The sequence below is a fragment of the Alcanivorax sp. IL3 genome, assembly GCF_047495465.1.
GTDB lineage: Bacteria > Pseudomonadota > Gammaproteobacteria > Pseudomonadales > Alcanivoracaceae > Alcanivorax > Alcanivorax jadensis.
The window spans coordinates 1,272,922-1,296,243 of sequence record NZ_CP179931.1 but is presented as its reverse complement, the minus strand read 5'-3'; the positions used below and the strand labels follow the sequence as shown (position 1 = coordinate 1,296,243).

Genomic DNA, 23,322 nt, shown 5'->3' with positions numbered 1-23,322 from the left:
TTCCCACTGAAATTTCACCAGAACCTAGCACAGTTTGCCGGCAGGCGGATGTCAGTGCCCGGCGCCGGCAGGTATACTCGCCCGATGCAATCCGATGCCCACTCCGTTCTCCAGCACGTCTTTGGCTATCACCAGTTCCGCGGTGAGCAGCAGACCATTATCGATAGCCTGATCCAGGGCGACGATGCTCTGGTGTTGATGCCCACTGGCGGCGGCAAATCCCTGTGCTACCAGATTCCGGCCCTGGTGCGCCCCGGCATCGGGGTGGTGATCAGCCCGTTGATCGCGCTGATGCAGGACCAGGTGGATGCGCTCAAGGCACTGGGCGTCAAAGCCGGCTTTCTCAATTCCACCCTGAACATGGAGCAGCAGCGGGCCCTGGAAGACGCCCTGCTCAAGGGCGAGCTGGACATGCTGTACATCGCCCCGGAACGGCTGATACAGCCGCGTACCCTGTCGCTGCTGCACCAGGCACAGATTGCCCTGTTTGCCATCGACGAAGCTCACTGCGTCTCCCAATGGGGCCATGACTTCCGCAACGATTACCTGCAACTGTCCCTGCTGCACCGGGAATTCCCCAATGTGCCGCGCATTGCCCTGACCGCCACGGCGGATCAACGCACCCGCACGGAAATCGCCGAGCGGCTGGACCTGACCCGGGCTCGCCATTTTGTCTCCAGCTTCGACCGCCCCAATATCCAGTACCGTATCGAACGCAAGGACGGTGCCCGCAACCAATTACTGCGCCTGATTCGTGCCGAGCACGACGGCGACGCCGGCATCGTTTACTGCCTGTCGCGCAACAAGGTGGAGCGGGTTGCAGAATGGCTGTGCCAGCAGGGCGTCAAAGCCCTGCCCTACCACGCCGGCCTGCCCGCACAAACCCGGGAAACCCATCAGCAGCGTTTCCTGCGTGAAGATGGCCTGGTGATGGTGGCCACCATTGCCTTCGGCATGGGCATCGACAAACCGGATGTGCGCTTCGTGGCTCACCTGGACCTACCGAAAAGCATCGAGTCCTACTATCAGGAAACCGGCCGCGCCGGGCGCGATGGCGAGCCCGCTACTGCCTGGATGGCCTATGGTCTGGAAGACGCCATCAAACTCAAGCAGATGCTGGCCCAAAGCAGCGGCAACGAGCAGCACAAGCGCAACGAAAACCAGCGACTGGAATCCATGCTCGGGCTGTGCGAAATCACCCAGTGCCGTCGTCAGGCGCTGTTGCACTATTTCGCTGAAACGCTGGAAAAGCCCTGCGGCAACTGCGACACCTGCCTGAACCCGCCACAGACCTTCGATGCCACCGAAGCGGCGCAGAAAGCCCTGAGTTGTGTCTACCGCACCGGCCAGCGCTTCGGCGCCAATCACCTGATCGATGTGCTCACCGGCAACCGTTCCGACAAAGTGGCCAGTGCCGGTCACGACCATGTGTCCACCTGGAACATCGGCAATGAATTCAGCGCCAACCAGTGGAAAAGCATCTACCGGCAACTGGTGGCCCGCGGCTTGCTGACCGTGGACATGAACGGCTTCGGCGCCTTGCAGCTCACCGACCTGTGCCGTCCCTACCTGCGCGGCGAGCAGCCCCTGCACCTGCGCAAGGAACTGGCCAAGGCCAAAAAAGCCACCACACGACGCACCCACTCCAGCATCGCCGACGCCGACCGGGAGCTATGGGAAACCCTGCGCGCCTGCCGTAAACGGTTGGCGGACGAAGAAGGCGTGCCCCCCTACGTGGTCTTCCACGACGCCACCCTGATGGACATGCTCGCCATCCGCCCGCGCAATCGCATGGAAATGGCCGCCGTCAGCGGTGTCGGCGACCGCAAGCTGGAACGCTACGGGGATGAGTTTCTGGCCATTCTCAACGGTAACGATGATGCCACCGGTGTCGCCGAGCCCGCCGGCCCTGATGGCAACGAGATCCTTGCCCTGGCCATGGCCAACATGAGCCCGGCCGCCATTGCCCGCCAGCAGAACCTGAATGAACAAACCGTGTACCGGGAACTAGCGAAACTGGTCACCGCGAATCAACTCAGCCTGGAACAGGCTCTGGGCATCAGCGAAACGGAAATCGGCATTATCCAGGACGCCCTGCTCAGCCAGTCCAATCTGGCCGAAGACACCTTCAGCTACCGGCAATTGAAAGAGCAACTGGCCGACGACTGGCCCACCGGGGTGCTGCATTGCGTGCGGCAGGCCATTCTCGCCACTGTATAAGCCTTCATGTACCCATAAGCCGGAGGTCAGTCATCCACCGGCAACCGCTTTAAAGAACGGGAAAACTGCAGGATCAGGAAATTGATCAACGACAGCACCAGGGCAATCTCATACCGGCTGTAAGCCACCGAGATGCCGATGGCGCCGGTATTCCACAGACTAGCCGCCGTGGCAGTACCACTCACATTGGCACCATCCTTTAAAATCGCACCGCCACCGATAAAGCCCATACCGGTGATGATGCCGTACATGACCCGGGCTTCCGCATCCGAGCCCGTGTATACCTGCATACCCACCAGCATATAGCCACAGGCCGCCACAGAGACCAGCGGAAAAGTGCGCAGACCCGCACCACGGGCTCGCTGCTCCCGGTTCCAGGCCACCGGCAGTGCCAACAAAAAGGCGATGCCCAGTTGGTACAGGTGGGTAACGACTTGATTCCAGTCCAGCTCTTGCATCAAGCCTCCTCCCTCTCAGTCAGTATTGCCATTGTGACCCTGGCTACGCCAATCATTGCAATCCTTTTTGTCACACCCTGTAAGCAAAAGCTTACAGCGCAACAACAGAGCATTCCGGCCCGGCAAGCTAATCTTGACCTTGTTTAAAAAACAAGCAACGGGGTGATTCATGGAATACGAAGAGCAGCTGGATCTGGAATGGGTACCCGAGGCCGTAGAGGGTATTTTCGAAGATGCCCATGCGGATCATCCCGGCCAGTGGGAATCTTTTGACGCCGACATGGCCAGCGCCCACGCCGCCTGAGCGTCACCTCCGACCACGTTCCCGACTTATGGCGCTTTAACCTGGCCAGTTTCCGGGAGACAATACCCCCATGGACGTAATCTGGATCAGCCATCGCGGCCTGCACCAGCGCCATGTGGAAAACAGCCTGCACGCGTTCGAGGCCGCCGCCGAAGCCGGCTTTCACACCCTGGAAACCGACCTGCGCACTACTCGTGACGGGCTTATCGTCCTGCATCACGATCCCGCTTTGATTCGCACCGCCAGCAGTGATGCCATCATCGAAGAGATGGATTCGGATCGTTGTATGAGCCACCGCCTCAACGACGGCCAGCCACTACTGACCTTCGATGACTTTGCCCGCACTTTTACCGAGCAACGCTGGGTGCTTGATATCAAACCCGAGAGCGCTGAACGCACTCTGGGCGCCCTGCGCAACTGGGCGGATCAACAACAAAAAGGCGATTGGCTCTGCCGCCAGGCACGCTTTCTGCTCTGGCATCCCGATCACACACGACGGTTACGCGAGCTCTTCCCCGCGGCCATTACCATGGCCCCCCAGAACGAATGCCGGCGGGCCGGCCTGTCCCTGTTGATGGGCCTCAGGCCGCTGGCAGCCATCCGCAACGGGCGCACCTATTCCCTGCCGCCGGTCTTCCATGGTCTCCCCCTGTTCCGTCGCTCCCTGGTGGATGCCTACCACCACCTTGGCGGCCGGGTGCTGGCATTCCTGCCAGAGGGACAAGAGCAGCAGCGCCAGGCGCTCCGCTCCGGGGTTGATGAGGTGCTCAGCAACACACCGCCACTCGGCTGATCACCTTTATTTCGCCACTCAGCAACGCTATCGGCAACCAGACCGCCGGGCTCGTGTTCCTGCCCCGGATCGGGTAGGCTTGCCGCCCCTTCTTAAGTTAGACCCAATTTCATGCCTTTTACTTCCCTTGGACTGGGGGATGACCTGTTGGCCGCTGTTGCCGATCAGGGTTATCACACCCCGTCACCGATCCAGGCCCAGGCCATCCCCGCCGTACTCAGCGGCCGTGATGTGATGGCCGCTGCCCAGACCGGCACCGGCAAAACTGCCGGGTTTACCCTGCCCCTGCTGGAGCGCCTGCGCGCCGGCAAGGCCGCCAGCAATAACCAGGTACGTGCCCTGGTACTGACCCCCACCCGGGAGCTGGCCGCCCAGGTCGCCGAAAGTGTGGCCACCTACGGCAAGAATCTGCCGCTCACCTCCACCGTGGTATTCGGTGGTGTGAAGGTGAACCCACAGATGCAGCGCCTGCGCGGCGGCGCCGATATCCTGGTAGCCACCCCCGGGCGCTTGCTGGATCTCTATCAGCAGAACGCGGTGAAATTCGATCACCTGGAAATACTGGTGCTGGATGAAGCGGACCGCATGCTCGACATGGGCTTCATCCATGACATCCGCAAGATCCTCTCCAAGCTGCCACCGAAACGGCAGAACCTGATGTTTTCGGCCACCTTCTCCCCGGAGATCCGCGCCCTGGCCAAGGGCCTGGTGAACGATCCCGTGGAAATCGATGTGAGCCCGCGCAATACCACCACCGAGCTGGTCACCCAATGGATCGCGCCGGTGGACAAACAGCGTAAGGCTGCCCTGCTCACCCACCTGATCCAGGACAACAACTGGTTCCAGGTGCTGGTCTTCAGCCGTACCAAGCACGGCGCCAACAAGCTGGCCAAGCAGCTGGAAAGCAACGGCATCGAAGCCGCCGCGATCCACGGTAACAAGAGCCAGAATGCCCGCACCCGCGCACTGGCAGACTTCAAGAACGGCAAGATACGCGCGCTGGTCGCCACCGACATCGCCGCCCGCGGCCTGGACATCGAACAACTGCCCCAGGTCGTCAACGTGGATCTGCCCAATGTGCCCGAAGATTACGTACACCGTATCGGTCGCACCGGGCGTGCCGGCGCCACCGGCCAGGCCATTTCCCTGGTCAGTGCCGATGAAGCCCAGCAGCTGAAAGATATTGAGCGGCTTACCCAGCAGCAGCTGGAGCGCAAGATTGTCGCCGGCTTTGAGCCTGGCGAATCACTTCCAGCAGCCGGTGCTCTGCAGCCGCCGAAGCGAAAACGTCCGAAGAAAGCCAAACCGGGTGGAGGAAACGCTGGCGGCGGAAATGCCCAGGCCCGCAACAACAACGGCGGCCAGCAACGTCAGGCAAGACCGGGGAACGACAGCAATCGTCCAGGTAACAGCCAACGGCGACGCCGCCCCTCAGGCAATCGCCGACCACAGACCCAGCAGTCCTGAACAAGAAAAGGCGCCAATAGGCGCCTTTTCTTTAGCTTCTAGCTAAAAGCTCGCAGCTGATTGATTTATCGCTGCCGCAGCAGGCCCTGATAGTGGGCCATATACCCTTTCAGCTCGTCATTGCTCAGATCCTTGAGCACCTTGTTGTTCACCGCATGCACGGCCTTGCGGCTACCATCAATCCCCACATTCAGGGCTTTCTGGGTCACAAAGCCGATTTTGACTTCCTTGGTGTTGGCGACAAAGACTTCATCGATAATTTTGTCCGACATGGCGCTCATCACCCGGGTAACCAGGGCCACGTCTTCGGTGCCCTTGCCTGCCGCACACAGCTCGGTGGCCTTGCGGAAATCAGCGGCAAAGCTGTCTTCCACCGGGAAAGCGATACTGGCGTGATTATCGTTGTCGTCGCCAGCCTGCCAGTACATGGCCTTCACGTTCTTCACCACCGGGGCGAATTCCGCGTTAGACACCTTCTTGAAAATTTGGCGGGTGAGCATGCTGGATGCCTTGCCGGCGGTGGACACGGCAAAGTCGATCACCTTCTTCTGGCCCCCGGACAGCTCGGTCATGTTGGCCGGCTCCACCAGGAACAGGCTGAGAATCCGGTCGGTAAGATGATCCACCATGTGAATGAACTTCTCGGCACTGTCTTTACGATCGTGCTCGACGGCATGAAGGAAATCTTCGGTGCTGTTTACCAGCGCCGGGTTAGCGGGAATCGCCACCACGTTCTGCATTGTTATATCCTTGCCTTGCAAACAGTTGCTGTCACTGAAAAAACTCATGATAGCTGGGCGTTGGCCCGAGGGGAAACGCCGATCGGGCCGGAATAACAAAGCCTATACGATGGCGATCATGAACCCGGCAATGAAAGAGGCCGCAGTAGCGCCGCGTACCAAGCCTGAATCAAAAGCATTTTCACCACAGAGGGCACAGAGCACACAGAGAAAAACCGGTTTTCCCTCAGTGATCTCTGTGCCCTCGGTGGTAAATCAGTCTTTGGTATTTAATTGCCGGGTTAACTGGCGTCCTGGCTGGCACCGGGGTGGCGAACCGTTTCCGCAGAACGGCCTGCTGCGCGGATATCCACCTGGGGCGAGGTAACCATGGTGCCGTCCATGGCACAGTCCGGGCCCAGCGTGACCGCGTCAAACGTGGCCGAGCCATCCGTGTTTCCCCACACCAGTGATACTGGCCCCGGACCACAGACCCCCCCCAACAGTGGCACCCTGACCTTGACCTGCATATCGTCCACCGTGAGGCGCCCCGGATGATCCACCTGCCCCTGCCAAGGCAGCGCCAGCGCCTTGATACTTTTGCACAACGGATTCATGCCACCGAAGATGACCTCGGTAACCCGAATGGCGCCCTGCTCACTGACCTGGCCGTTGAAAGTGGTATGGCAACTGACCGGGATAGCGCCTTTCTTCATGGCCAGTTTACCGCTGGCAGAAAACGCCCCCGCCGGAGCCACCGTCACGTCTGCACTGGCCACCCCGGCACACGCCCAGGCCATAACCGCCCCGGCAATGATGTTCCTTATCATTATTGTTATTCCCTAGCGATGTGTTCACCGGCATGGTGGCATGATGGAGAGAGACGCCCCAAGCCAGCCGGACGCAAAACCACGACCGCTCGGCAGTTTTTCTTAAGGAGCCTCTGAATAACTCCTTAACGCCAGGCTACAACAGCTGGTAACCGATACTCCCCAGCACCGCCAGCACCACGGCCCACTTGGCTGTCACGTAGAAGGTCTTGTTCTTCCGCTTTACCGATTTCAGGAAGCCCTTGTAGGCAATCACCCCTTTGCCCAACTTGTTACCCACACCGGTGTGGCTGCTATCCAGATTATCGATGAAAAACAAGCGGTTGAAGAACCAGCCGAAGTACCAGTACACCTTCTGCACCCACTTCCATTTCATCGGTCGGTCCACGTCAGTCATCAGGATAATCCGCGGCGTCTCGGTGCGGTTCCAGGCGGAGTGGATGTAGGTTTCATCAAAAATGATGCTGTCGCCATCACGCCAGATGTAGTCATCCTCATTGACCGTCAGGCCACAGCCTTCATCATTGGGCGTGCTCAGCCCCATGGAATAACGCAGGGTGTAGGCGAACGGATCATGGTGACGATTGAGCTTCTTGCCCGGCATCAGTACCGCAAACAGGGCAATGTTCATAGACGGCAGCTGATCCAGCAGGGCCATGGTTTTCGGCGCCAGATCGTAGGCAGAGGGCAACTTGTTGTCGTACACCTTCAGGTAAAAACTGGTCCAACGACCATCCTTGTAGAAACTACTGGCTGGCAAATCATCCTTGGCGGCGATCTTGCCTCCTTCATAAAGCGCCAGCGCCTCGTCGCGAATGGTTTCCCAGTTGTCCTCGATCAGCTGCAGCTCGGGAAAATGGTTCACACCGATGCGCGGCGTGGTAGGCACCTTCGACAACAGGTAGGCCGGGATATTGAACGGCACCATGAAAGTGGAAAAATCCGACAGCTGCCGCTTGAGCCCGAGCGGCTTGCGATTGCGCACCCGGATAAACACAATGCAGCCCACATAGAGCAGCACACAGACCACAATAACGGCCATAATCTGTACCTTTATTCTGCCAACGGGGCTTTAACTGCCCGAAACGGGCCACCCGGAAAATGAATGGGCGGGATTTTACCTCAATTCAGCCGGTAAAACCGGAGGCACATCGGTAATTTGCTGCCGCTGCTCGACACCACCAGCCCGTTTTGAGGGGGTCAGGGAGTTATGAATCAGGCAACACTTCCTCGAACCGGGACAACCCCACCTGCAGACGCACCTTGACCAGAGACATCGAGGACAGGCACAGGCCCGAGACGAAAAAAGCCTCTAAAAAGAGGCTTTTCCCGATGCAAATTGAGCGCAGAAACGCTCAGGAAAGATTACTTGCCAGCGTCCAGCGTCTGGTAATAATCCATCAGAATCTGTGCTACTTCCGGGCGGGAGAACTCCTGCGGGGGGGCAATGCCCTGACCCAGCATCTCACGCACCTTGGTGCCTGACAGCAGAACAAAGTCGTCCTTGGTGTGATCAGGCACGTCGCGCATCATCACCACGCGTCCGAGTTTCTTCGAATAGGCGGTGTGATCGGCCTCGAAGATTTTAATTTCCAGAGCACCCGCTGGCACTTTCTCCTGGAAGATGGTTTGTGCGTCGAAGGCGCCGTAATAATCACCGACACCGGCATGGTCACGGCCAACAATCAAATGGCTGCAACCGCAGTTCTGGCGAAATACCGCATGCAGAACGGCTTCACGGGGACCGGCGTACAACATGTCAAAACCGTAACCGGTAATCATCACGGTGTTGGGCGGGAAATACACTTCCACCATTTTGCGAATGGAGGCATCACGCACGTCGGCCGGAATATCACCCGCTTTCAATTTGCCCAGCAGCATATGAATCAGGATACCGTCAGCGTTCAGCGCTTCCTGGGCCATACGGCACAGTTCTTCGTGGGCGCGGTGCATCGGGTTACGGGTCTGGAAAGCGACCACATTATTCCAGCCACGCTCCACGAACTCGTTGCGGATGGACACCGCGGTGCGGAAGGTATCGGGGAAGTCGTCAGCAAAGTAGGAGTAGTTCAACACCTGGATATCGCCGGAAACGATAAAGTTGCCTGCGGCCAGGAAATTGGCCACACCCGGGTGCTGCTTGTCGTTGGTGGCAAAAACCTGCTCGGCCACGGCTTCCAGTTCGGCGTCAGACGCTTCTTCGATGGCGGCTACATCCATCACCGCAATCACCGGCTGGCCGTCCACATTGGGATCGCGCAGGGCGATGCGCTTGGCGCCTTCAATGGCGCTGACATCCTGCAACATATTGACGATCGGCACGGGCCAGAACAGGCCATCGGCGGTGGTCAGGTTTTCCGCCACTGACAGCATGTCGGCCTTGTTCATATAGCCAGACAACGGGGTGAAATAACCGGCCCCCATCATCACCGCATTGGCGGCAGCTGCCGAGCTGATCACTACTGAAGGCAGTGATTCCGCTTCATGCTGCAAGGCAACGCGCGCAGCTTCATCGGCGACGTACAAGGGATTCAATGCGTCCGCACCATGCGGCTTGACCAAAGCGACCATCTATTTACTCCAAATGCTCAATCAACGGGGTATCCATATCGCGGCGCAGTATAGCAAAGGATAGGCAACAGGTCGGCCCGGAGAGAGTGACAACAGCGGGAAAAGCGGAAAAGCAAGAACAAAACCAATAAAATCAAATGGTTAAAATAACACTAGCGAGATTCAGCGGCCCACTTTTTTCACTCATTTATCGGCATAGCAAGCATGGCCACTGTCAACTCAACCTTTTGTATTACCCTCTTTCCGCCAAATCACAACTCCTAGCCAACAGCCTATGAGCAGAATGGCCCCGGATTCAGCCAAACAATACCGGGTTATACAATCGGCGGCTCACCGGAAAGGGTCGGCCCCTCTTCGATATCGTTGGTGAACACTTCCAGCGACTGCGCCACTTCACTGACTTCCTCGAAGCGGGCAATGTGGTAGAGGGCTTCGCCTTCGTTCACCAGCGGCATGTTGTTGCGCCCCACCAGGATGCCGGCGGCCGGAGAGTGGATGTTGACGTCATCGCCACCGAAGGGGCTGGAGATACGGCCGATCAGGTCGTCTTTCTTGATCCAGGCCCCCAGTGCCACCAGTGGCAGAAAAACGCCATCGCGCTCGGCACGCACCCAGCTCGAAGAGCGGGCGATATAGGGTTCGCTGGGCACCTTGGCGCGACGAGCGCCAGTCATGCCCAGGTGCTGAAGAATGTTGAGAACGCCTTTAACCCCAGCGCGGATGCAGGACTCGTCGAAACGCAGGGCCTCGCCCGCCTCATAGGTAATCACCGGGATGCCCTGGGCTTCAGCCACTTCCCGCAGCGTACCCTCGCCCAGTACCGAGTTGATCACCACCGGTACGCCAAAGGCGTTGGCCATGGCGGCAGTGCCCTCGTTGGACAGGTCAGCGCGGATCTGCGGCAGGTTGGCACGGTGCACGGCACCGGTATGCAGGTCCACGGCATGGGTAGCCCGATCCAGCACCTGGCTTTTGAACTGCCAGGCCATACGCGCGCCCAGGCTGCCGGTTTCGGAGCCAGGGAAGCAGCGATTCAGGTCACGGCGGTCCGGCAGGTAGCGGGTCTTGTGAATGAACCCGAATACGTTGACCACCGGCACCGCCAGCAGCGTACCGCTGAGGCTTTTCAGGGCGGAATGGCGCAACAGGCGGCGGATGATTTCCACCCCGTTGAGTTCGTCACCGTGGATTGCCGCACTGACCATCAGCACCGGCCCGGGCTTGCGCCCGTGGATCACATGAATGGGGACATTCAGGGGCGTCTGGGTATAGAGCTGCGCCAACGGCAGCTCCACCTTGGCCCGGGTCCCAGGCTTGACGCTGACGCCATCCAGTTCAAACGGCAATACTTTCGGTTCTTTGGTATTTTTCATTTTTCACCCGAAACAGCCACTACATTACATCCACTGTAGGAGCCTCGCTTGAGAGGCGAACTCTACGATGCAAAACCTTCGCGCCTCAAGCGGCGCTCCTACGGGAGCGAGGATCAGCCCTTGGAGCCTTTTGTCTGAGTCCGGTAGGGACGCGCATCCTTTTCGATGAAATTGATGACCATGCTCGCCACGTCCTTGTTGGTGGAGGTTTCGATACCCTCCAGCCCCGGGGAGGAATTCACCTCCATGACTAGCGGACCATGGTTGGAACGCAGGATGTCTACACCCGCCACATTCAGCCCCATGATTCGGGCGGCACGTACAGCGGTGGCGCGCTCTTCCGGGGTAATACGGATCAGGCTGGCGCTGCCGCCGCGGTGCAGGTTGGAACGAAACTCGCCGGGCAGAGCCTGGCGCTTCATGGCGGCGATCACCTTGCCACCCACCACGAAACAGCGAATATCAGCACCGCCAGCTTCCTTGATGTATTCCTGCACCATCACCGATACGTTCAGGCCCATAAAGGCCTCGATCACCGATTCCGCCGCCTTGCGGGTTTCCGCCAGCACCACGCCGATGCCCTGGGTACCTTCCAGCATCTTGATCACCAGGGGGGCACCGCGAACCATGTTGATCAGGTCGGGAATATCATCCGGGGAGTGGGCAAAACCGGTAATCGGCAAGCCAACCCCCTTGCGCGACAACAGCTGCGACGAACGCAACTTGTCTCGCGAGCGGGAGATGGCGACCGATTCATTGACGGGAAACACACCCATCATCTCGAACTGGCGCAGGACTGCCGTACCGTAATGAGTGATGGAGGCACCAATCCGCGGAATCACCGCATCAAAGCCTTCCAGCACTTCACCCTTGAAGTGAATTTCCGGCTTGTGAGACACCATGCTCATATAGCAACGCAAGGTATCAATCACATGCATTTCGTGGCCGGCCGCCTCGCCCGCCTCCACCAGTCGGCGGGTGGAGTACAGTCGCTTGTTTCTCGAAAGAATGGCAATTTTCATGGTTGGTCTTTATTTCCACCTAGAAGAAAAGATGCCGTGGGATCGACAGCAATCTCGCCCATGGCGGTTCGTCCCAACAGCATACGGAATTTCATGTTTTCACGATCAGTCAGGGTGATTTCGATGGGCCAACGGCGCCCCCTAACTCGATATGGGTGAGGATCACCGGGCGCTCTTCCTTGTGGCCACCGGAATCAGTGACGACCCGGCGGTCCAGCACCACGGCCTCGCAATGGCTGACCTGGTCCTGGCCCTGGATCGGGTGGATGGAAAAACGGACCCATTCCTGGTTATCGCGCTGAAAACTTTCTACCTGGAAGGCATGCAACGCAGAAGTACGGGCCCCGGTATCCACCTTGGCCTTGATCGCTTCAATGTCCAGTTCGGGTAACGCTACCCATTCCCGCCAACCGACGGTGACCTTATTTACCAATCGAGAACCCCTCAGTCCCTTTCCAGCAATTCGATCTTGTAGCCATCCGGATCTTCTGCAAATGCCAGGATGGTACTGCCGTGTTTCATGGGGCCAGGTTCGCGGCTAATGCGCCCGCCCCGGTCGCGAATACGCTCACAAGCAGCGTACACGTCGTCCACCGCCAGGGCCACATGGCCGTAGCCATCCCCCAGGTCATAGCGGGTCTGATCCCAGTTCCAGGTCAGCTCCAGTACCGCTCCTTCCGATTCCGGCTGGTAGCCGACAAAAGCATTGGTAAAGCGGCCTTCCGGGTAATCCTTGCGGCGCAGCTCCTTCATGCCGAGCACTTCGGTATAAAAGGCCACGGATCGATCCAGATTACCTACGCGCAGCATGGTATGCAGGATTCGCATGCGTCATTCGCTCCTGATATCAGCAATTTCAGCGGGCACGGGAGCCCTGACTTGTTACAGGGCGAATAGTGGTGGCAGAGGACAGGATTGACAATGAAAAAGTGGGGTTTGCGGAGGGGATCACTGTAAAACATCCAGGTAATTGCCGCTCATGGCAGTCAGTCTGGGCGTTATCCCGCCGCAGCAACGTTGCTGGCAGCGCGATTACCGCAAGCACGTCCGTCTAAAACGAAGCCGCTGCAGGAGCGTAGCGGAGTAACGCACGTAGTTCCGTGCTGCCCGAAGGGTGAGCGTAGCGAATAATTCCTCTCGACGGACGATCCATGCGTCAGCGTGGAAATAAGCCCGACGCGCTGAACCCGGACTCGGTACAGCGCAGCAGAGGACTCGGGCTCTGCAGAGTGATCCAGCGGCGCCCTCAACACCCGTTTCCTTGCCAAGGCTCGGATTCGTCCCTCAAGAGGAACTCCTACAGTGGCTTTTTCTATGTCACGGTTCTAGCCCCCAGCGACGCTCCTACGGGCAGCGCCTTGTGCATCGAGACTCAGGGCAGGAACAGGCTGCCCTGTGCCTCTACCCACGCCTCCGGCACACTGCCCTCGCGGATGCGCTGAGGATGATCGCCCACATCTACGCGGGCCACTTCTTGGCCGGTCTGGTAGTTGAACACGGACATCTGATCGGTACCGCTCCAGGACACATAACAATGGTTGCCGTCGGCACTGGTGGTCACCCAGTAGGGCTTTTCGCCGATACCGGTTTTCAGCTGGTGGGAGAAATTCTCGCGATCCACCAGCGCCACGTAGTCGCTCATGGTGCCAGCCACACACAAGGTGGAATCGTCCGCGCTCATGGCAATGCCGTGGTGAGCGGAATCATTGACGTAGAATTCCCGTGGCAACCCGTTGGTCAAATCCGGCAACTCGGCCAGGCGCAGGACTTTTTCTTCCTGCATGTCGTACTCGATAAAACCGTGCAGGAACGACAGCTGAAAGTAGAAATAGCGCTCGTCGGCAGTGTGCGCCATGGGTCGCACCGCCGTACTGAGGTTGTCGTAACCGGCCTCTGCAAGATCCGCTTCCAGATCCAGCTGCTTGATGATTTCCAGGCTGTTGGCGTCCACCACCTGGAACACCCGCTCGCCCTTGGTGGCATCCAGCAGGTTCTGCCCCAACAGGCCATCAGTGAGATCACCGACCAGTTGATTATCCAGCGGCGTGTAAACGGTGCCGATGCTCGCGTGGTAGATACGCTCACCGTCCTCGGAATAGATATTCTCGTGGGGAGAGTCCCCGGAGGGGAAACGGCCCAGCTCTTCGCCGGTTTCCACATCCAGAATGTGCACCACATTGCCGGTGGAAGCGGACACCGCTACCTGGGTGCCATCCGGAGACAGGGCCATATGGTCAGAGCGATAGCCATCCACCAGGAATTGCCAGGCGATCTCACCGCTGACCACGTCGATGGCCACCACATCAGCATAGCTGGGCCGGGAAACGATCAGCAGACGACCGTCCGGCGAACTGTACATATCGTCCACATACTGGTGATTGCCTTCGCCGATCAGTACGCGAATGCCCTGGAAAAACAACAGATCCAGCGGATTGAGGGCAATTTCCTTCTCTCGTGCCGCCTGATCCGGGATACCGCTGATACGGCCAAGGCGCTGATAGGTCTGGGCATCGATGACATCGATCACGCCTTCCCAGTTGTTGCCCACAAAGATTACCCGCCGCGGGCCATCTTCAGTCTCTTCCGGCACCTCCTCGGCCACCTCATCCGGGGTGTCCTCCTGTGGTGGCGCCTCACGCTGGGCCTCATCGACATCGGTAGCAGCAGGCGTTGCGGAATCACTGCCGCCCCCGCCACAGCCACCCAGTAGCGACGCGGCCAGCAGAGTCAGTATCCCCAAGCGAACAATGGAAAAGCGGTTTTGCCCGATAGTCATGGCAAGGTCCTCGATCAGCCTGTTGTTGTGAGTATGTTGCTGCACTCAGGCTAATTGAGACTACCGTGCAAATTAAATGCATTTTCCTTGTCGTTATGTAACCGCAAAGACCGAACACCGGGCACAAAAAAACCGCCGCAGCCTCTCGGCTACGGCGGTTTTCCGTATTGCATGCAGCGTGAAGCGTGCCGCGTTTCTTTAACTCAGCTTGCGGCCGTTCTTGGCAGCAATACGCAGACGCAGGGCGTTCAGCTTGATAAAGCCTTCCGCGTCTTTCTGGTCGTAAGCACCGGCATCGTCTTCGAACGTGGCGATAGAGGCATCGAACAAGCTGTCATTGTCAGAGCGACGACCGACCACAATGGCGTTACCCTTGTACAGTTTCATGCGCACTTCTCCGTTAACATGCTCCTGGGTCGCATCGATCAGCTTCTGCAGGGCCAGACGCTCTGGGCTCCACCAATAGCCGTTGTAGAGCAGCTCAGCGTACTTGGGCATCACCGAGTCTTTCAGGTGGGCAGACTCGCGATCCAGAGTCAGGGACTCGATGGCGCGGTGGGCCGGCATCATGATGGTGCCGCCCGGGGTTTCGTAACAGCCACGGGACTTCATGCCCACATAGCGGTTCTCGACGATGTCGAGACGGCCGATACCGTTGTCGCCACCCAGTTTGTTGAGCTTGGCAAGCACTTCGGCAGGGCTCAGGCTCTCGCCGTCGATGGCCACAATATCACCCTTCTCATAGGTGAGAGTGATATAGGTGGGCTGGTCCGGGGCCGCTTCCGGGCTCACGCTCCAGCGCCACATGTCTTCTTCCGCTTCCCACCAGGGATCTTCCAGGTTGCCGCCCTCGTAGGAGATGTGCAGCAGGTTGGCGTCCATGGAGTACGGGGATTTCTTTTTCTTGGTGGAGAAATCCACCGGGATATTGCGCTCTTCGCAGTACGCCATCAGCTTCTCGCGGGAGTTCAAATCCCACTCCCGCCAAGGAGCGATCACCTGAATGCCCGGGGCCAGGGCGTAGGCACCCAGCTCGAAACGCACCTGGTCGTTGCCCTTGCCGGTGGCGCCGTGGGAAATGGCATCAGCACCGGTTTCTTCGGCAATTTCCACCAAACGCTTGGCAATCAGCGGACGGGCAATGGAGGTGCCCAGCAGATACTCACCTTCATAAATGGTATTGGCGCGGAACATGGGGAATACGTAATCGCGCACGAATTCTTCGCGCAGGTCTTCAATGTAGATTTCCTTCACGCCCATGGCTTCTGCCTTGGCGCGGGCCGGCTCCACTTCTTCGCCCTGACCGATATCGGCGGTAAAGGTCACCACCTCACAGTCATAGGTATCCTGCAGCCATTTGACGATAACCGAGGTATCCAGGCCGCCGGAATAGGCCAGTACCACCTTGTTGATCTTGGACATTGAAAGACTCCGCATGTGAGAGGCCCCGGATCAGGCGCCCCCCGGTGAATCGAGGCCGCGTATTGTACCCGCCCTGCCCGGCTGGCGTCATCTCTGATCCGCTTTCGCGCCTGTTGCCCCTGCTGGCTTTCCGGTAGCATAGCCCCCTCTCGCGGCTGCCCAGGGCAGTCAGACGGGATTTGTGTGTCTGATGGAGTGATCATGAATGATCAGCACCCCAGCCTGGCGCTGCGGTTTCGGGGCTTTTTGCCAGTAGTGATAGATGTGGAAACCGGGGGCTTTAATGCCCAGACCGACGCGCTGCTGGAAATCGCCGCCGTCCTGATTGATATGGACGCCCAGGGCTACCTGCGTCCATCCACCCGCATCCAGTTTCATGTGGACCCCTTCCCGGGAGCCAACATCGAGCAAGCTGCGCTGGATTTTACCGGCATTGATCCGGACAACCCGCTACGGGGGGCTGTGCCCGAGGAAACCGCCCTGAAAGGCGTGTTCGAGCCGGTCCGCAAGGCCATCAAGCACCATGGCTGCACCCGCGCCGTGCTGGTGGGGCATAACAGCTTCTTCGATCAGGGCTTCCTGAATTCGGCGTCGGAACGAGCCGACATCAAGCGCAACCCTTTCCACCCGTTCTCCAGCTTTGACACCGCTGCCCTGGCCGGGCTGGTGTATGGCCAGACCGTACTGGCCAAGGCCTGCGAAGCCGCCGGCATCCGCTTCAACCAGCGCGAGGCTCACTCGGCGCTCTACGATGCCACCCGTACCGCCGAGCTGTTCTGCTCCATGGTAAACCGCTTCAAGGACCTGGGCGGCTGGCCACCCCCTCCACCAAAGGATATGCCGCCGACGCTGGCGAAGCAGCTGGATTGAACTGGTTTTTTTACCACAGAGGACTCTCAGGACACCGAGAAAAGACTGGGTCTCACCTCTGAATCCCGGAACGCCACCTTTGATTGCGTAGGGTGCACTGAGCCTCAGGCGAACTGCACCGATCCGGCGTTTGATGGTGCAGTTCGCCTGAGGCTCAGTGCACCCTACGTTTGAAAACCGCAAAAGTTTGCGGCCAAAAAAAGGGCGACCCTAGGGCCGCCCTTTTTTGTGCTGCTTTCTTTTTACAGCTTGTCTGCGTTACCAGACAGGTACTCGGCCACGCCGTCCGGGGTGTCCTTCATGCCGGAATCACCTTTCTGCCAACCCGCCGGGCACACTTCACCGTGCTCTTCGTGGAACTGCAGGGCGTCGACCAGACGAATCAGCTCGTCCATGTTACGGCCCAGGGGCAGATCGTTAACGATCTGGCTGCGCACCACGCCGTTCTGGTCGATAAGGAACACACCGCGGAATGCCATGCCGCCTTCGGACTCAACGTCGTAGGACTGGGCAATGCCATGGTTCATGTCGGCGGCCAGGGTGTATTTCACCGGGCCGATACCGCCTTCGTTGACCGGAGTGTTACGCCATGCGTTGTGGGTAAAGTGGCTATCGATGGACACACCGATCACTTCCACGTTGCGCTCTTTGAACGCGTCCATGCGGTGATCCAGAGCGATCAGCTCGGAGGGGCAGACAAAGGTGAAGTCCAGCGGGTAGAAGAACACCAGACCATACTTGCCCTTGATGGCTTCGGACAGGGTGAATTCATCAACGATGCTGCCATCGCCCAGTACTGCGGGAACCGTAAAATCAGGTGCAGGTTTACCTACCAGAACGCCCATTGTTTCTCTCCATTATGACTAAATTGACTATCCGGCAATTGAGGATGCCGGAACCAACATTGAATCTGAGCAGCGATAATACAACGGCTGCCGCCACGCTGCATGGCACTATCATGGGGATTATGGCCCTGCTTTCAATGGTCCGGTGGCTTTTGAGGCCGGAATCGACCATACCTGCTCAAATAATCACCGGCTGCGCGACCATATGATCACCCCGGTCAGCGCCAGTATCACCAGTAACAAGGCTGCCAGGTCCATCACCAGTTGTCCTGCCCAGCCGAATACACGCCCGGCATGCAGATCCTGTAGCAGCCGTTGCCAGTTCAGCGATGCCGGCACACTGGCGGCCTGCAAACGGGGTTGCAGCACCGCCGGCAACGGCTCGATCACAGCAGGCTGCCAGTCAGACACTGCCAGCACCACGCTGTTCAGATTTTCCAGACCGAACCGCAGCAGCCGACTTTCTGTCTCCAGGACCAACGCTTCCCCGGCCACTCCGAGGCGGGTAAACGCGGGGACACCCTGGCCTGGCCGCAGCCGTTCCACCTGTTCGCTGCCCTGCAACAACAGTAGATCGCCACCACAACCGGCCACGGTCAGACCCTGCGCCGCTACCGCCCCCTGAAACGGAGCCAAACAAGACGCCACGGCACTGCCATCCATAAACAGTCGCTCACCCGTCTGGGCATACCAGTGCCCGTCCACCTGACTGCCATGAATCTGCTCCGATAGCGGCACGCCATAGCTACGCGCCAACCAGGACGGCAAGGGGTCATCGGCCCAGTCCAGGGACTCAATATGATTCAGCAACACCCCGGTGACCGACAGCACCAGCACCGGCAGAGCGACCAGCAGGCCCAACCAGCGATGCCAGCGACGCCAATGGCCTGTGGGTTTGCGTTGTTTCACCGGGCTTCCTCAATACTGTGAACAATCCGCTTCGATTGTAGGCGCTATGACACCGGAGCCAACACCGGGACAACCAGACCGATGAACAAAACCGTCAAGAGCACACAAACGGCGGACACAAAAAAACCCGGCGCGAGGCCGGGTCTTTTGTACGCGGGAGGACGACGCTATCAGGCGTTATCGCCGGCGTCGGCATCCACTGCGGCATCTTCAACCAGCTCCTTGAGCTGCCCGGAACGGTACATGTCCATAATGATGTCGCAGCCGCCGACCAGCTCACCGCCCACCCACAGCTGCGGATAGGTCGGCCAGTTGGCGTATTCCTTCAGGCTCTGACGGATTTCCGGCGCCTCCAGAATGTTCACGTAGGCAAACGGCTTGCCAACAGCGGTCATGGCTTCCACCACCTGGGCGGAGAAACCGCACTGGGGGAACTGCGGGGTGCCCTTCATGTAGAGGATCACCGGGTTCTTTTCGATCTGGTCTTTGATGACCTGGATAACATCCATACTGACTACCTGGCGGTTTGGGGTGTATTGGCTGTGGTTGGCCACTATTCTACCACTGATGGCCCTGCCCCTCCCAGATGGGGCCGGAACAATGCGGCTTCAAGGGTCTTCCATAACAGAAAAGGGGGCCGAAGCCCCCTTTTCCTCTTGCTGCGACAGGCAAATGCCTCAGAAGCGCACTTTCATACCCAGATAGCCGGTACGCGGCTTGTTCGGGCGGGCGCCGGCGGGATCGCGGGAGACGATTTCCTGATCGTCAAACACGTTATCCACCTTGGCATACACTTCCATATCGCTGTTCACGTGGTAGGTGGCCACTACATCCGCGACCACATAATCGCTGGTGCGCTTGAATGTCGTTACCTGACCAGGACGATCACAGCTATTGTCGATACACATACCCTCGGTGTGGCTGACGGACATCAGCGCAGACCAGGCTGCCGGTTTTTCCAGGCCGAAGGTCAAGCTGGCCAGATGCTCAGGCAGGTAAGGCAGTACATCGCCATCCAGTACGGACAGATCATCCGCATCCTTGGTGATTTCGCCATCGGTGTAGGTATAGGTCAGTCGTACCGGTGCCTGCAAACCGCTGTCACCTTTCCAGACCACGCTGTTCAGGCCCACTTCCAGACCTCGCACTTCGGATTCACCAAAGCTCTGGGTGCCGGAATCGTTACCATTCGGGCATGGGTTAGCGATAGAGCAGTTCTGAATGGTGTTTTCATAATCACTGTAGAACGCGATCACATCCGCACTGAAATTCTCGTTCCAGTAGCGGAAACCGGTTTCATAGTTGACGCTCTTTTCCGCATCGGTGCCTTTCTGGGAAGAAGCACCTGCCGGCGCAAAGCCCTGATGGACACCGGCCAGTACCGACCAGTTGTCATTGAGCAACCAGGTAGCACCCAGACCCGCCATCAGTTCTTCGTTACGGTTTTCAGTGCGGGCACTGACAGTGTTACGAGCCGGATCACCCCAGCGCTTGCTCTTGCTCTCCACATTCTCGTAACGCAGAGAGCCGGTGACGATAAAATCACCTACATAAGCATGGTCGATGATCCAGGCAGACATAGCATCGGCATTTTCCAGACGGTTATCACCGCCGGTGGGCAAGGTGGACGTCTGGTACACCAGGCTGCCATTGGTCTGATCAAAGGTATCAGTGGGCTGGTAGCGGTCCACTTCATCCTGGTGGTAACGGGCCCCGATAATCAGATCATTGTCCACAGAGCCGGTCTGGAAGCGATGGCTCAGTTCGGTCTGCACGCCCTCAGAAACGTACTCACGATTGTTGTTCTTGAACACCAGATCTGTGGCATCAGCAGTACCGCGCAGCACCGCCTGCTTGGCGCCACCATTCGCGTTGGCATCCGCCACAAAACCGCCAATGCCCTGGCCACCGATGCTGGCCAGCTTGTACCAGTTACGGTTGAACTCGTTGCGGTACACCACAGAGTTCAACTGGGTGCTCTCGTCAAACACCAGGGTATGACGCAGGGATACCGCATCCCGATCATTGTCCATCTGGTCAATGTCACTCATGCCGTAACGACGGTTGGCATCCCGTTCGAAATCCCGGTCGGTCAGGCCCAGATAGGTTTCGTCGGACACTTCCGTGGAGTGCTCCAGTTTCAATTCGAGCGACTGCTGGATATCAGCGGTTTCCGGCGCCTGCCAACGCAGCTTGGCGACATAATCACGCTTATCGAAACCTGCGTCGCGGTTGGAACGGTCGATGTCCTTGAAGCCCTGAGTGCGTTGCTGGTGCGCTTCCAGCATGAAGCCGAACTGGCCTTCGGTAGCGCCGTAGTAGGCGTGAGCCCGCTGGGCGCCATCTTCACCACCTTCCACATTCACCATGCCCGAAGCACGGGCAGGAATCGGGGTGGACAGGAAGTTGATCGCACCACCCACGGTAAAGGGACCATAACGCAGGGTATCGGGGCCTTTCAGCACTTCAACACCGTAGAAACGGCCGGCGCTGGGGAAGTAATAGGCAGCCGGGGCAGCATAAGGCGCCGGGGCAATCAGCACCCCGTCTTCCATCAGGGAAACCTTGCTGGAACGATCACGACCGGAACCACGGATACCGATGTTCGGGCGCAGGCCATAACCTTCCTCTTCCTGGAAATAAACGCCGGGCACGTCGCGTAGCATGCGGTGCACATCGGTGTTTTCTTTTTCTTCCAGGTCTTCGTTGGTGAGCACGTGGGCAGAGCCACTAACACTAAAGGTATTCTGGCGATCCCCCAGAATCTGTACCGGTTTCAGCTCATTGGCTTGGTCAGCAAGAGCCGGAGCGGCCCCGGTGGCCATGGCGGAGGCGATGGCACAGCAAAGCAAGCGGCGTTGTAAATGCATGGTTTTCTCCTTCCCAACGCAAGTGCAAAAATTGTAAAGACCGTAAGCGAAGGAAAGATACAGCGAAAAAGAATCAACATCAATCAAATATCATTCTCATTTACACTTCGTATCGCAATAACCTCCTCCACCAGGTGACGCTACGAGCAAACGATCACCGGCACGGGCGGTAAAGCTGGTTTTCGGTGGCAATAACTCCCCGTTATGACGATTTTCCCCGACCGCCCCAAGCTGCCCGCCTGCCAGCCCCCAGGGAGCATGGCGACGACGCTCGGTGAGCAGCGTTACCTGGGCATCGCCCAGAAACTCCAGCTCACGGACCAGGCCATCACCGCCCACAAACTGGCCGTCGCCGCCGCTGCCCCGGCGCACCTGGTAACGGTGTACCCGCAGTGGATAGTGGGATTCCAGGCTTTCGATGGGAGTATTGAGGGTGTTGGTCATATGACTGTGAACCGCCGACAGCCCCGGACCACGGGCATGGGCACCGGTGCCGCCGGCCATGGTTTCGTAATAGTCCCAGCCATTCTCACCAGCCGCGCCCATGGCCACATTGTTCATGGTGCCCTGGCTGGCAGCGGGAATCGCCTCTGGCGCCGCCTGGGCCAAAGCCCCCAGCACCACATCCACCACCCGCGAGCTGGTTTCCACATTGCCGGCAGCCACCGCCGCCGGGCGATTGGCATTCAGCAAAGAACCTTGCGGGGCGGACAAACTGATGGGCCGGAACAGGCCATCGCAGGCGGGCACATCATCGTCCATCAGACAGCGAAAGCAGTAATAGGCCGCGGCCGCCGCCACCGACAGCGGGCAATTGATGTTCCCTGCCACCTGGTCGGCGGTGCCGGAGAAATCCAGGCGGGCCAGCTCCCCGGCGATGGTCAGGGTGACGGCAATGACGATGTCCTGCTGGCCCTGGCCATCGTCATCCATGTAATCCTGGAACCGGTAACAGCCATCCGGCAACGCCGCGATACGAGCCCGGGCGCGCTTTTCGCCATAGCGGTTGAGAGCATCAAAGGCGGCGACCAGATCCGCTTGCTGATCGGCCAGTTCCGCCAGGCGCCGGGCGCCGGCCTCGCAGGCACTGGCCTGGGCGACAAAGTCGGCGAAGCGGCGACTCTCCACCGGCAGTGCCCCGCTCTCCTCCAGCCCGGCCAGCTCCCGGCACAAGGGCACCTGCCACTGCCCGCCCCGTTTCAGCCAACTGGGGGCAATAACTATCCCTTCCTGGTCCAGACGGGTGGACACCGGCATGGAGCCCGGGCTGTGAGCGCCGATATTGGCATGGTGGGCCCGGGTCACGGCAAAACCGATCAGGCTGGCAGCTCCGAATACCGGGGCCACGACGGTCACATCCGGCAAGTGGGTGCCCCCCATATACGGATCATTAACCACCAGCAGGTCGCCCGGCTGCCAGTCCCGATCACTGACCAGATCCGCCATGGCGTAGGCCATGGACCCCAGATGCACCGGGATATGGGCCGCCTGGGCACACAGCCTGCCCTGTGCATCGAAAATGGCGCAGGAGAAATCCAGGCGATCCTTGATATTGGGAGACAGAGCGCTCAGACGCAGTACCGCGCCCATCTCATCACAGACCCCTGACAGGCGATTGGCAAAAATACTGAGCTGGACAGGATTCATAACGGCAATTGACAGTTGATAATTGATAGTTGGCAGCTAAAACCTGGTGCACGGGCAGTCTGCCCTTGTTCATTGTGTTGCATCAACTATTAACTATTGGCCAATAACTACGCTATTATCGTCGGTTCCGGCAGCCTTGGGCTGCCGTTTTTTGTTTGGGACGCGTACAGACGGTGCTGTGATCAACGGTCCGGTGCCCGTTATCAATTCTCCATTATCAATTATC

General features: G+C 58.7%; 20 protein-coding genes and 1 pseudogene. 5 read left to right on the top strand and 16 right to left on the bottom strand.

The features are described from left to right. Positions 1-84: 84 nt before the first annotated feature. Positions 85-2,220 (top strand): DNA helicase RecQ, encoded by a 2,136-nt coding sequence (gene recQ / locus ACMG4M_RS06110; RefSeq protein WP_414430936.1) that lies wholly within the window; start codon positions 85-87, stop codon positions 2,218-2,220. A gap of 26 nt (positions 2,221-2,246) precedes the next feature. Here recQ and ACMG4M_RS06105 read toward each other — a convergent pair whose 3' ends face one another. After that, positions 2,247-2,678, bottom strand: coding sequence for an MgtC/SapB family protein (locus ACMG4M_RS06105; RefSeq protein WP_035248885.1), 432 nt, complete (start codon positions 2,676-2,678; stop codon positions 2,247-2,249). Between the two features lie 169 nt (positions 2,679-2,847). On the opposite strand from ACMG4M_RS06105, the gene ACMG4M_RS06100 reads away from it, so the two are divergent. The 3 genes from ACMG4M_RS06100 (at position 2,848) to ACMG4M_RS06090 (ending at position 5,242) form a co-directional block, all read left to right on the top strand. Then, the gene (locus ACMG4M_RS06100) at positions 2,848-2,982 is read left to right on the top strand and encodes a hypothetical protein (protein ID WP_269530077.1); all 135 of its coding nucleotides are present in this window, start codon (positions 2,848-2,850) and stop codon (positions 2,980-2,982) included. A gap of 70 nt (positions 2,983-3,052) precedes the next feature. Then, entirely contained in the window at positions 3,053-3,775 is a 723-nt protein-coding gene (locus tag ACMG4M_RS06095) for a glycerophosphodiester phosphodiesterase (protein ID WP_035248888.1), read from the top strand. A 111-nt stretch (positions 3,776-3,886) separates the two neighbouring features. Further along, a complete protein-coding gene (locus tag ACMG4M_RS06090; protein WP_272975454.1) occupies positions 3,887-5,242 on the top strand; it encodes a DEAD/DEAH box helicase in 1,356 nt (451 codons plus the stop codon). Between the two features lie 65 nt (positions 5,243-5,307). On the opposite strand, the gene ACMG4M_RS06085 is transcribed toward ACMG4M_RS06090, so the two are convergent. The 10 genes and pseudogenes from ACMG4M_RS06085 to ACMG4M_RS06040 form a co-directional block, all read right to left on the bottom strand. Further along, positions 5,308-5,982, bottom strand: coding sequence for a hypothetical protein (locus ACMG4M_RS06085; protein ID WP_035248893.1), 675 nt, complete (start codon positions 5,980-5,982; stop codon positions 5,308-5,310). A 281-nt stretch (positions 5,983-6,263) separates the two neighbouring features. Further along, positions 6,264-6,791: an activator protein gene (locus tag ACMG4M_RS06080; RefSeq protein ID WP_272962422.1), complete on the bottom strand. Its 528-nt coding sequence runs from the start codon at positions 6,789-6,791 to the stop codon at positions 6,264-6,266. Between the two features lie 136 nt (positions 6,792-6,927). Further along, on the bottom strand, positions 6,928-7,833 hold the full coding sequence (locus tag ACMG4M_RS06075) for an aspartyl/asparaginyl beta-hydroxylase domain-containing protein (RefSeq protein WP_035248897.1): 906 nt from the start codon (positions 7,831-7,833) through the stop codon (positions 6,928-6,930). A 323-nt stretch (positions 7,834-8,156) separates the two neighbouring features. Further along, positions 8,157-9,362, bottom strand: a complete 1,206-nt coding sequence (sat, locus tag ACMG4M_RS06070; RefSeq protein ID WP_035248899.1) for a sulfate adenylyltransferase — start codon at positions 9,360-9,362, stop codon at positions 8,157-8,159. Positions 9,363-9,676: 314 nt separating this feature from the next. Then, complete coding sequence (locus tag ACMG4M_RS06065; RefSeq protein WP_035248900.1) at positions 9,677-10,735, bottom strand: succinylglutamate desuccinylase/aspartoacylase family protein; 1,059 nt, start codon at positions 10,733-10,735, stop codon at positions 9,677-9,679. Between the two features lie 113 nt (positions 10,736-10,848). Further along, positions 10,849-11,757 (bottom strand): 30S ribosomal protein S6--L-glutamate ligase, encoded by a 909-nt coding sequence (gene rimK, locus ACMG4M_RS06060; protein ID WP_035248902.1) that lies wholly within the window; start codon positions 11,755-11,757, stop codon positions 10,849-10,851. Beyond that, positions 11,754-12,205, bottom strand: a pseudogene (locus tag ACMG4M_RS06055) (ATP-dependent zinc protease). Before ACMG4M_RS06055 ends, rimK begins: the two are co-directional and overlap by 4 nt. Continuing rightward, entirely contained in the window at positions 12,202-12,585 is a 384-nt protein-coding gene (gene gloA, locus ACMG4M_RS06050) for a lactoylglutathione lyase (RefSeq protein WP_035248906.1), read from the bottom strand. The pseudogene ACMG4M_RS06055 and the gene gloA overlap by 4 nt, the downstream one beginning before the upstream one ends. Before the next feature lie 544 nt (positions 12,586-13,129). Then, positions 13,130-14,533, bottom strand: a complete 1,404-nt coding sequence (locus ACMG4M_RS06045; protein WP_414430935.1) for a YncE family protein — start codon at positions 14,531-14,533, stop codon at positions 13,130-13,132. Between the two features lie 198 nt (positions 14,534-14,731). Continuing rightward, complete coding sequence (locus ACMG4M_RS06040) at positions 14,732-15,955, bottom strand: argininosuccinate synthase (RefSeq protein WP_035248911.1); 1,224 nt, start codon at positions 15,953-15,955, stop codon at positions 14,732-14,734. Positions 15,956-16,156: 201 nt separating this feature from the next. On the opposite strand from ACMG4M_RS06040, the gene rnt reads away from it, so the two are divergent. Beyond that, the gene (rnt, locus tag ACMG4M_RS06035) at positions 16,157-16,825 is read left to right on the top strand and encodes a ribonuclease T (RefSeq protein WP_052042962.1); all 669 of its coding nucleotides are present in this window, start codon (positions 16,157-16,159) and stop codon (positions 16,823-16,825) included. 242 nt (positions 16,826-17,067) lie between these two features. Here the strand turns inward: rnt and ACMG4M_RS06030 are convergent, their stop codons facing one another. From ACMG4M_RS06030 to ACMG4M_RS06010, 5 genes are all read right to left on the bottom strand, one after another. Then, complete coding sequence (locus ACMG4M_RS06030) at positions 17,068-17,670, bottom strand: peroxiredoxin (protein ID WP_035248916.1); 603 nt, start codon at positions 17,668-17,670, stop codon at positions 17,068-17,070. A 186-nt stretch (positions 17,671-17,856) separates the two neighbouring features. Next, positions 17,857-18,579 (bottom strand): PepSY-associated TM helix domain-containing protein, encoded by a 723-nt coding sequence (locus tag ACMG4M_RS06025; protein WP_035248917.1) that lies wholly within the window; start codon positions 18,577-18,579, stop codon positions 17,857-17,859. A 170-nt stretch (positions 18,580-18,749) separates the two neighbouring features. After that, the gene (gene grxD, locus ACMG4M_RS06020; protein WP_035248920.1) at positions 18,750-19,088 is read right to left on the bottom strand and encodes a Grx4 family monothiol glutaredoxin; all 339 of its coding nucleotides are present in this window, start codon (positions 19,086-19,088) and stop codon (positions 18,750-18,752) included. A 168-nt stretch (positions 19,089-19,256) separates the two neighbouring features. Then, positions 19,257-21,449 carry a TonB-dependent receptor family protein gene (locus ACMG4M_RS06015; protein WP_035248922.1) on the bottom strand — a complete coding sequence of 731 codons (2,193 nt, stop codon included), beginning with the start codon at positions 21,447-21,449 and terminating at the stop codon, positions 19,257-19,259. A 96-nt stretch (positions 21,450-21,545) separates the two neighbouring features. Beyond that, entirely contained in the window at positions 21,546-23,096 is a 1,551-nt protein-coding gene (locus ACMG4M_RS06010) for a hydantoinase B/oxoprolinase family protein (protein WP_035248925.1), read from the bottom strand. Positions 23,097-23,322 lie beyond the last annotated feature (226 nt).

What these genes read in the sequence shown, in the direction of transcription:
- recQ (WP_414430936.1), top strand. Translation starts at nt 85, where the DNA reads ATGCAATCCGATGCCCACTCCGTTCTCCAGCACGTCTTTGGCTATCAC.
- ACMG4M_RS06100 (WP_269530077.1), top strand. Translation starts at nt 2,848, where the DNA reads ATGGAATACGAAGAGCAGCTGGATCTGGAATGGGTACCCGAGGCCGTA.
- grxD (WP_035248920.1), bottom strand. Translation starts at nt 19,088, where the DNA reads ATGGATGTTATCCAGGTCATCAAAGACCAGATCGAAAAGAACCCGGTG.
- rnt (WP_052042962.1), top strand. Translation starts at nt 16,157, where the DNA reads ATGAATGATCAGCACCCCAGCCTGGCGCTGCGGTTTCGGGGCTTTTTG.
- ACMG4M_RS06095 (WP_035248888.1), top strand. Translation starts at nt 3,053, where the DNA reads ATGGACGTAATCTGGATCAGCCATCGCGGCCTGCACCAGCGCCATGTG.
- ACMG4M_RS06065 (WP_035248900.1), bottom strand. Translation starts at nt 10,735, where the DNA reads ATGAAAAATACCAAAGAACCGAAAGTATTGCCGTTTGAACTGGATGGC.
- ACMG4M_RS06040 (WP_035248911.1), bottom strand. Translation starts at nt 15,955, where the DNA reads ATGTCCAAGATCAACAAGGTGGTACTGGCCTATTCCGGCGGCCTGGAT.
- ACMG4M_RS06090 (WP_272975454.1), top strand. Translation starts at nt 3,887, where the DNA reads ATGCCTTTTACTTCCCTTGGACTGGGGGATGACCTGTTGGCCGCTGTT.
- ACMG4M_RS06010 (WP_035248925.1), bottom strand. Translation starts at nt 23,096, where the DNA reads ATGAATCCTGTCCAGCTCAGTATTTTTGCCAATCGCCTGTCAGGGGTC.
- sat (WP_035248899.1), bottom strand. Translation starts at nt 9,362, where the DNA reads ATGGTCGCTTTGGTCAAGCCGCATGGTGCGGACGCATTGAATCCCTTG.
- ACMG4M_RS06015 (WP_035248922.1), bottom strand. Translation starts at nt 21,449, where the DNA reads ATGCATTTACAACGCCGCTTGCTTTGCTGTGCCATCGCCTCCGCCATG.
- ACMG4M_RS06105 (WP_035248885.1), bottom strand. Translation starts at nt 2,678, where the DNA reads ATGCAAGAGCTGGACTGGAATCAAGTCGTTACCCACCTGTACCAACTG.
- ACMG4M_RS06080 (WP_272962422.1), bottom strand. Translation starts at nt 6,791, where the DNA reads ATGATAAGGAACATCATTGCCGGGGCGGTTATGGCCTGGGCGTGTGCC.
- ACMG4M_RS06085 (WP_035248893.1), bottom strand. Translation starts at nt 5,982, where the DNA reads ATGCAGAACGTGGTGGCGATTCCCGCTAACCCGGCGCTGGTAAACAGC.
- ACMG4M_RS06075 (WP_035248897.1), bottom strand. Translation starts at nt 7,833, where the DNA reads ATGGCCGTTATTGTGGTCTGTGTGCTGCTCTATGTGGGCTGCATTGTG.
- ACMG4M_RS06030 (WP_035248916.1), bottom strand. Translation starts at nt 17,670, where the DNA reads ATGGGCGTTCTGGTAGGTAAACCTGCACCTGATTTTACGGTTCCCGCA.
- ACMG4M_RS06045 (WP_414430935.1), bottom strand. Translation starts at nt 14,533, where the DNA reads ATGACTATCGGGCAAAACCGCTTTTCCATTGTTCGCTTGGGGATACTG.
- gloA (WP_035248906.1), bottom strand. Translation starts at nt 12,585, where the DNA reads ATGCGAATCCTGCATACCATGCTGCGCGTAGGTAATCTGGATCGATCC.
- rimK (WP_035248902.1), bottom strand. Translation starts at nt 11,757, where the DNA reads ATGAAAATTGCCATTCTTTCGAGAAACAAGCGACTGTACTCCACCCGC.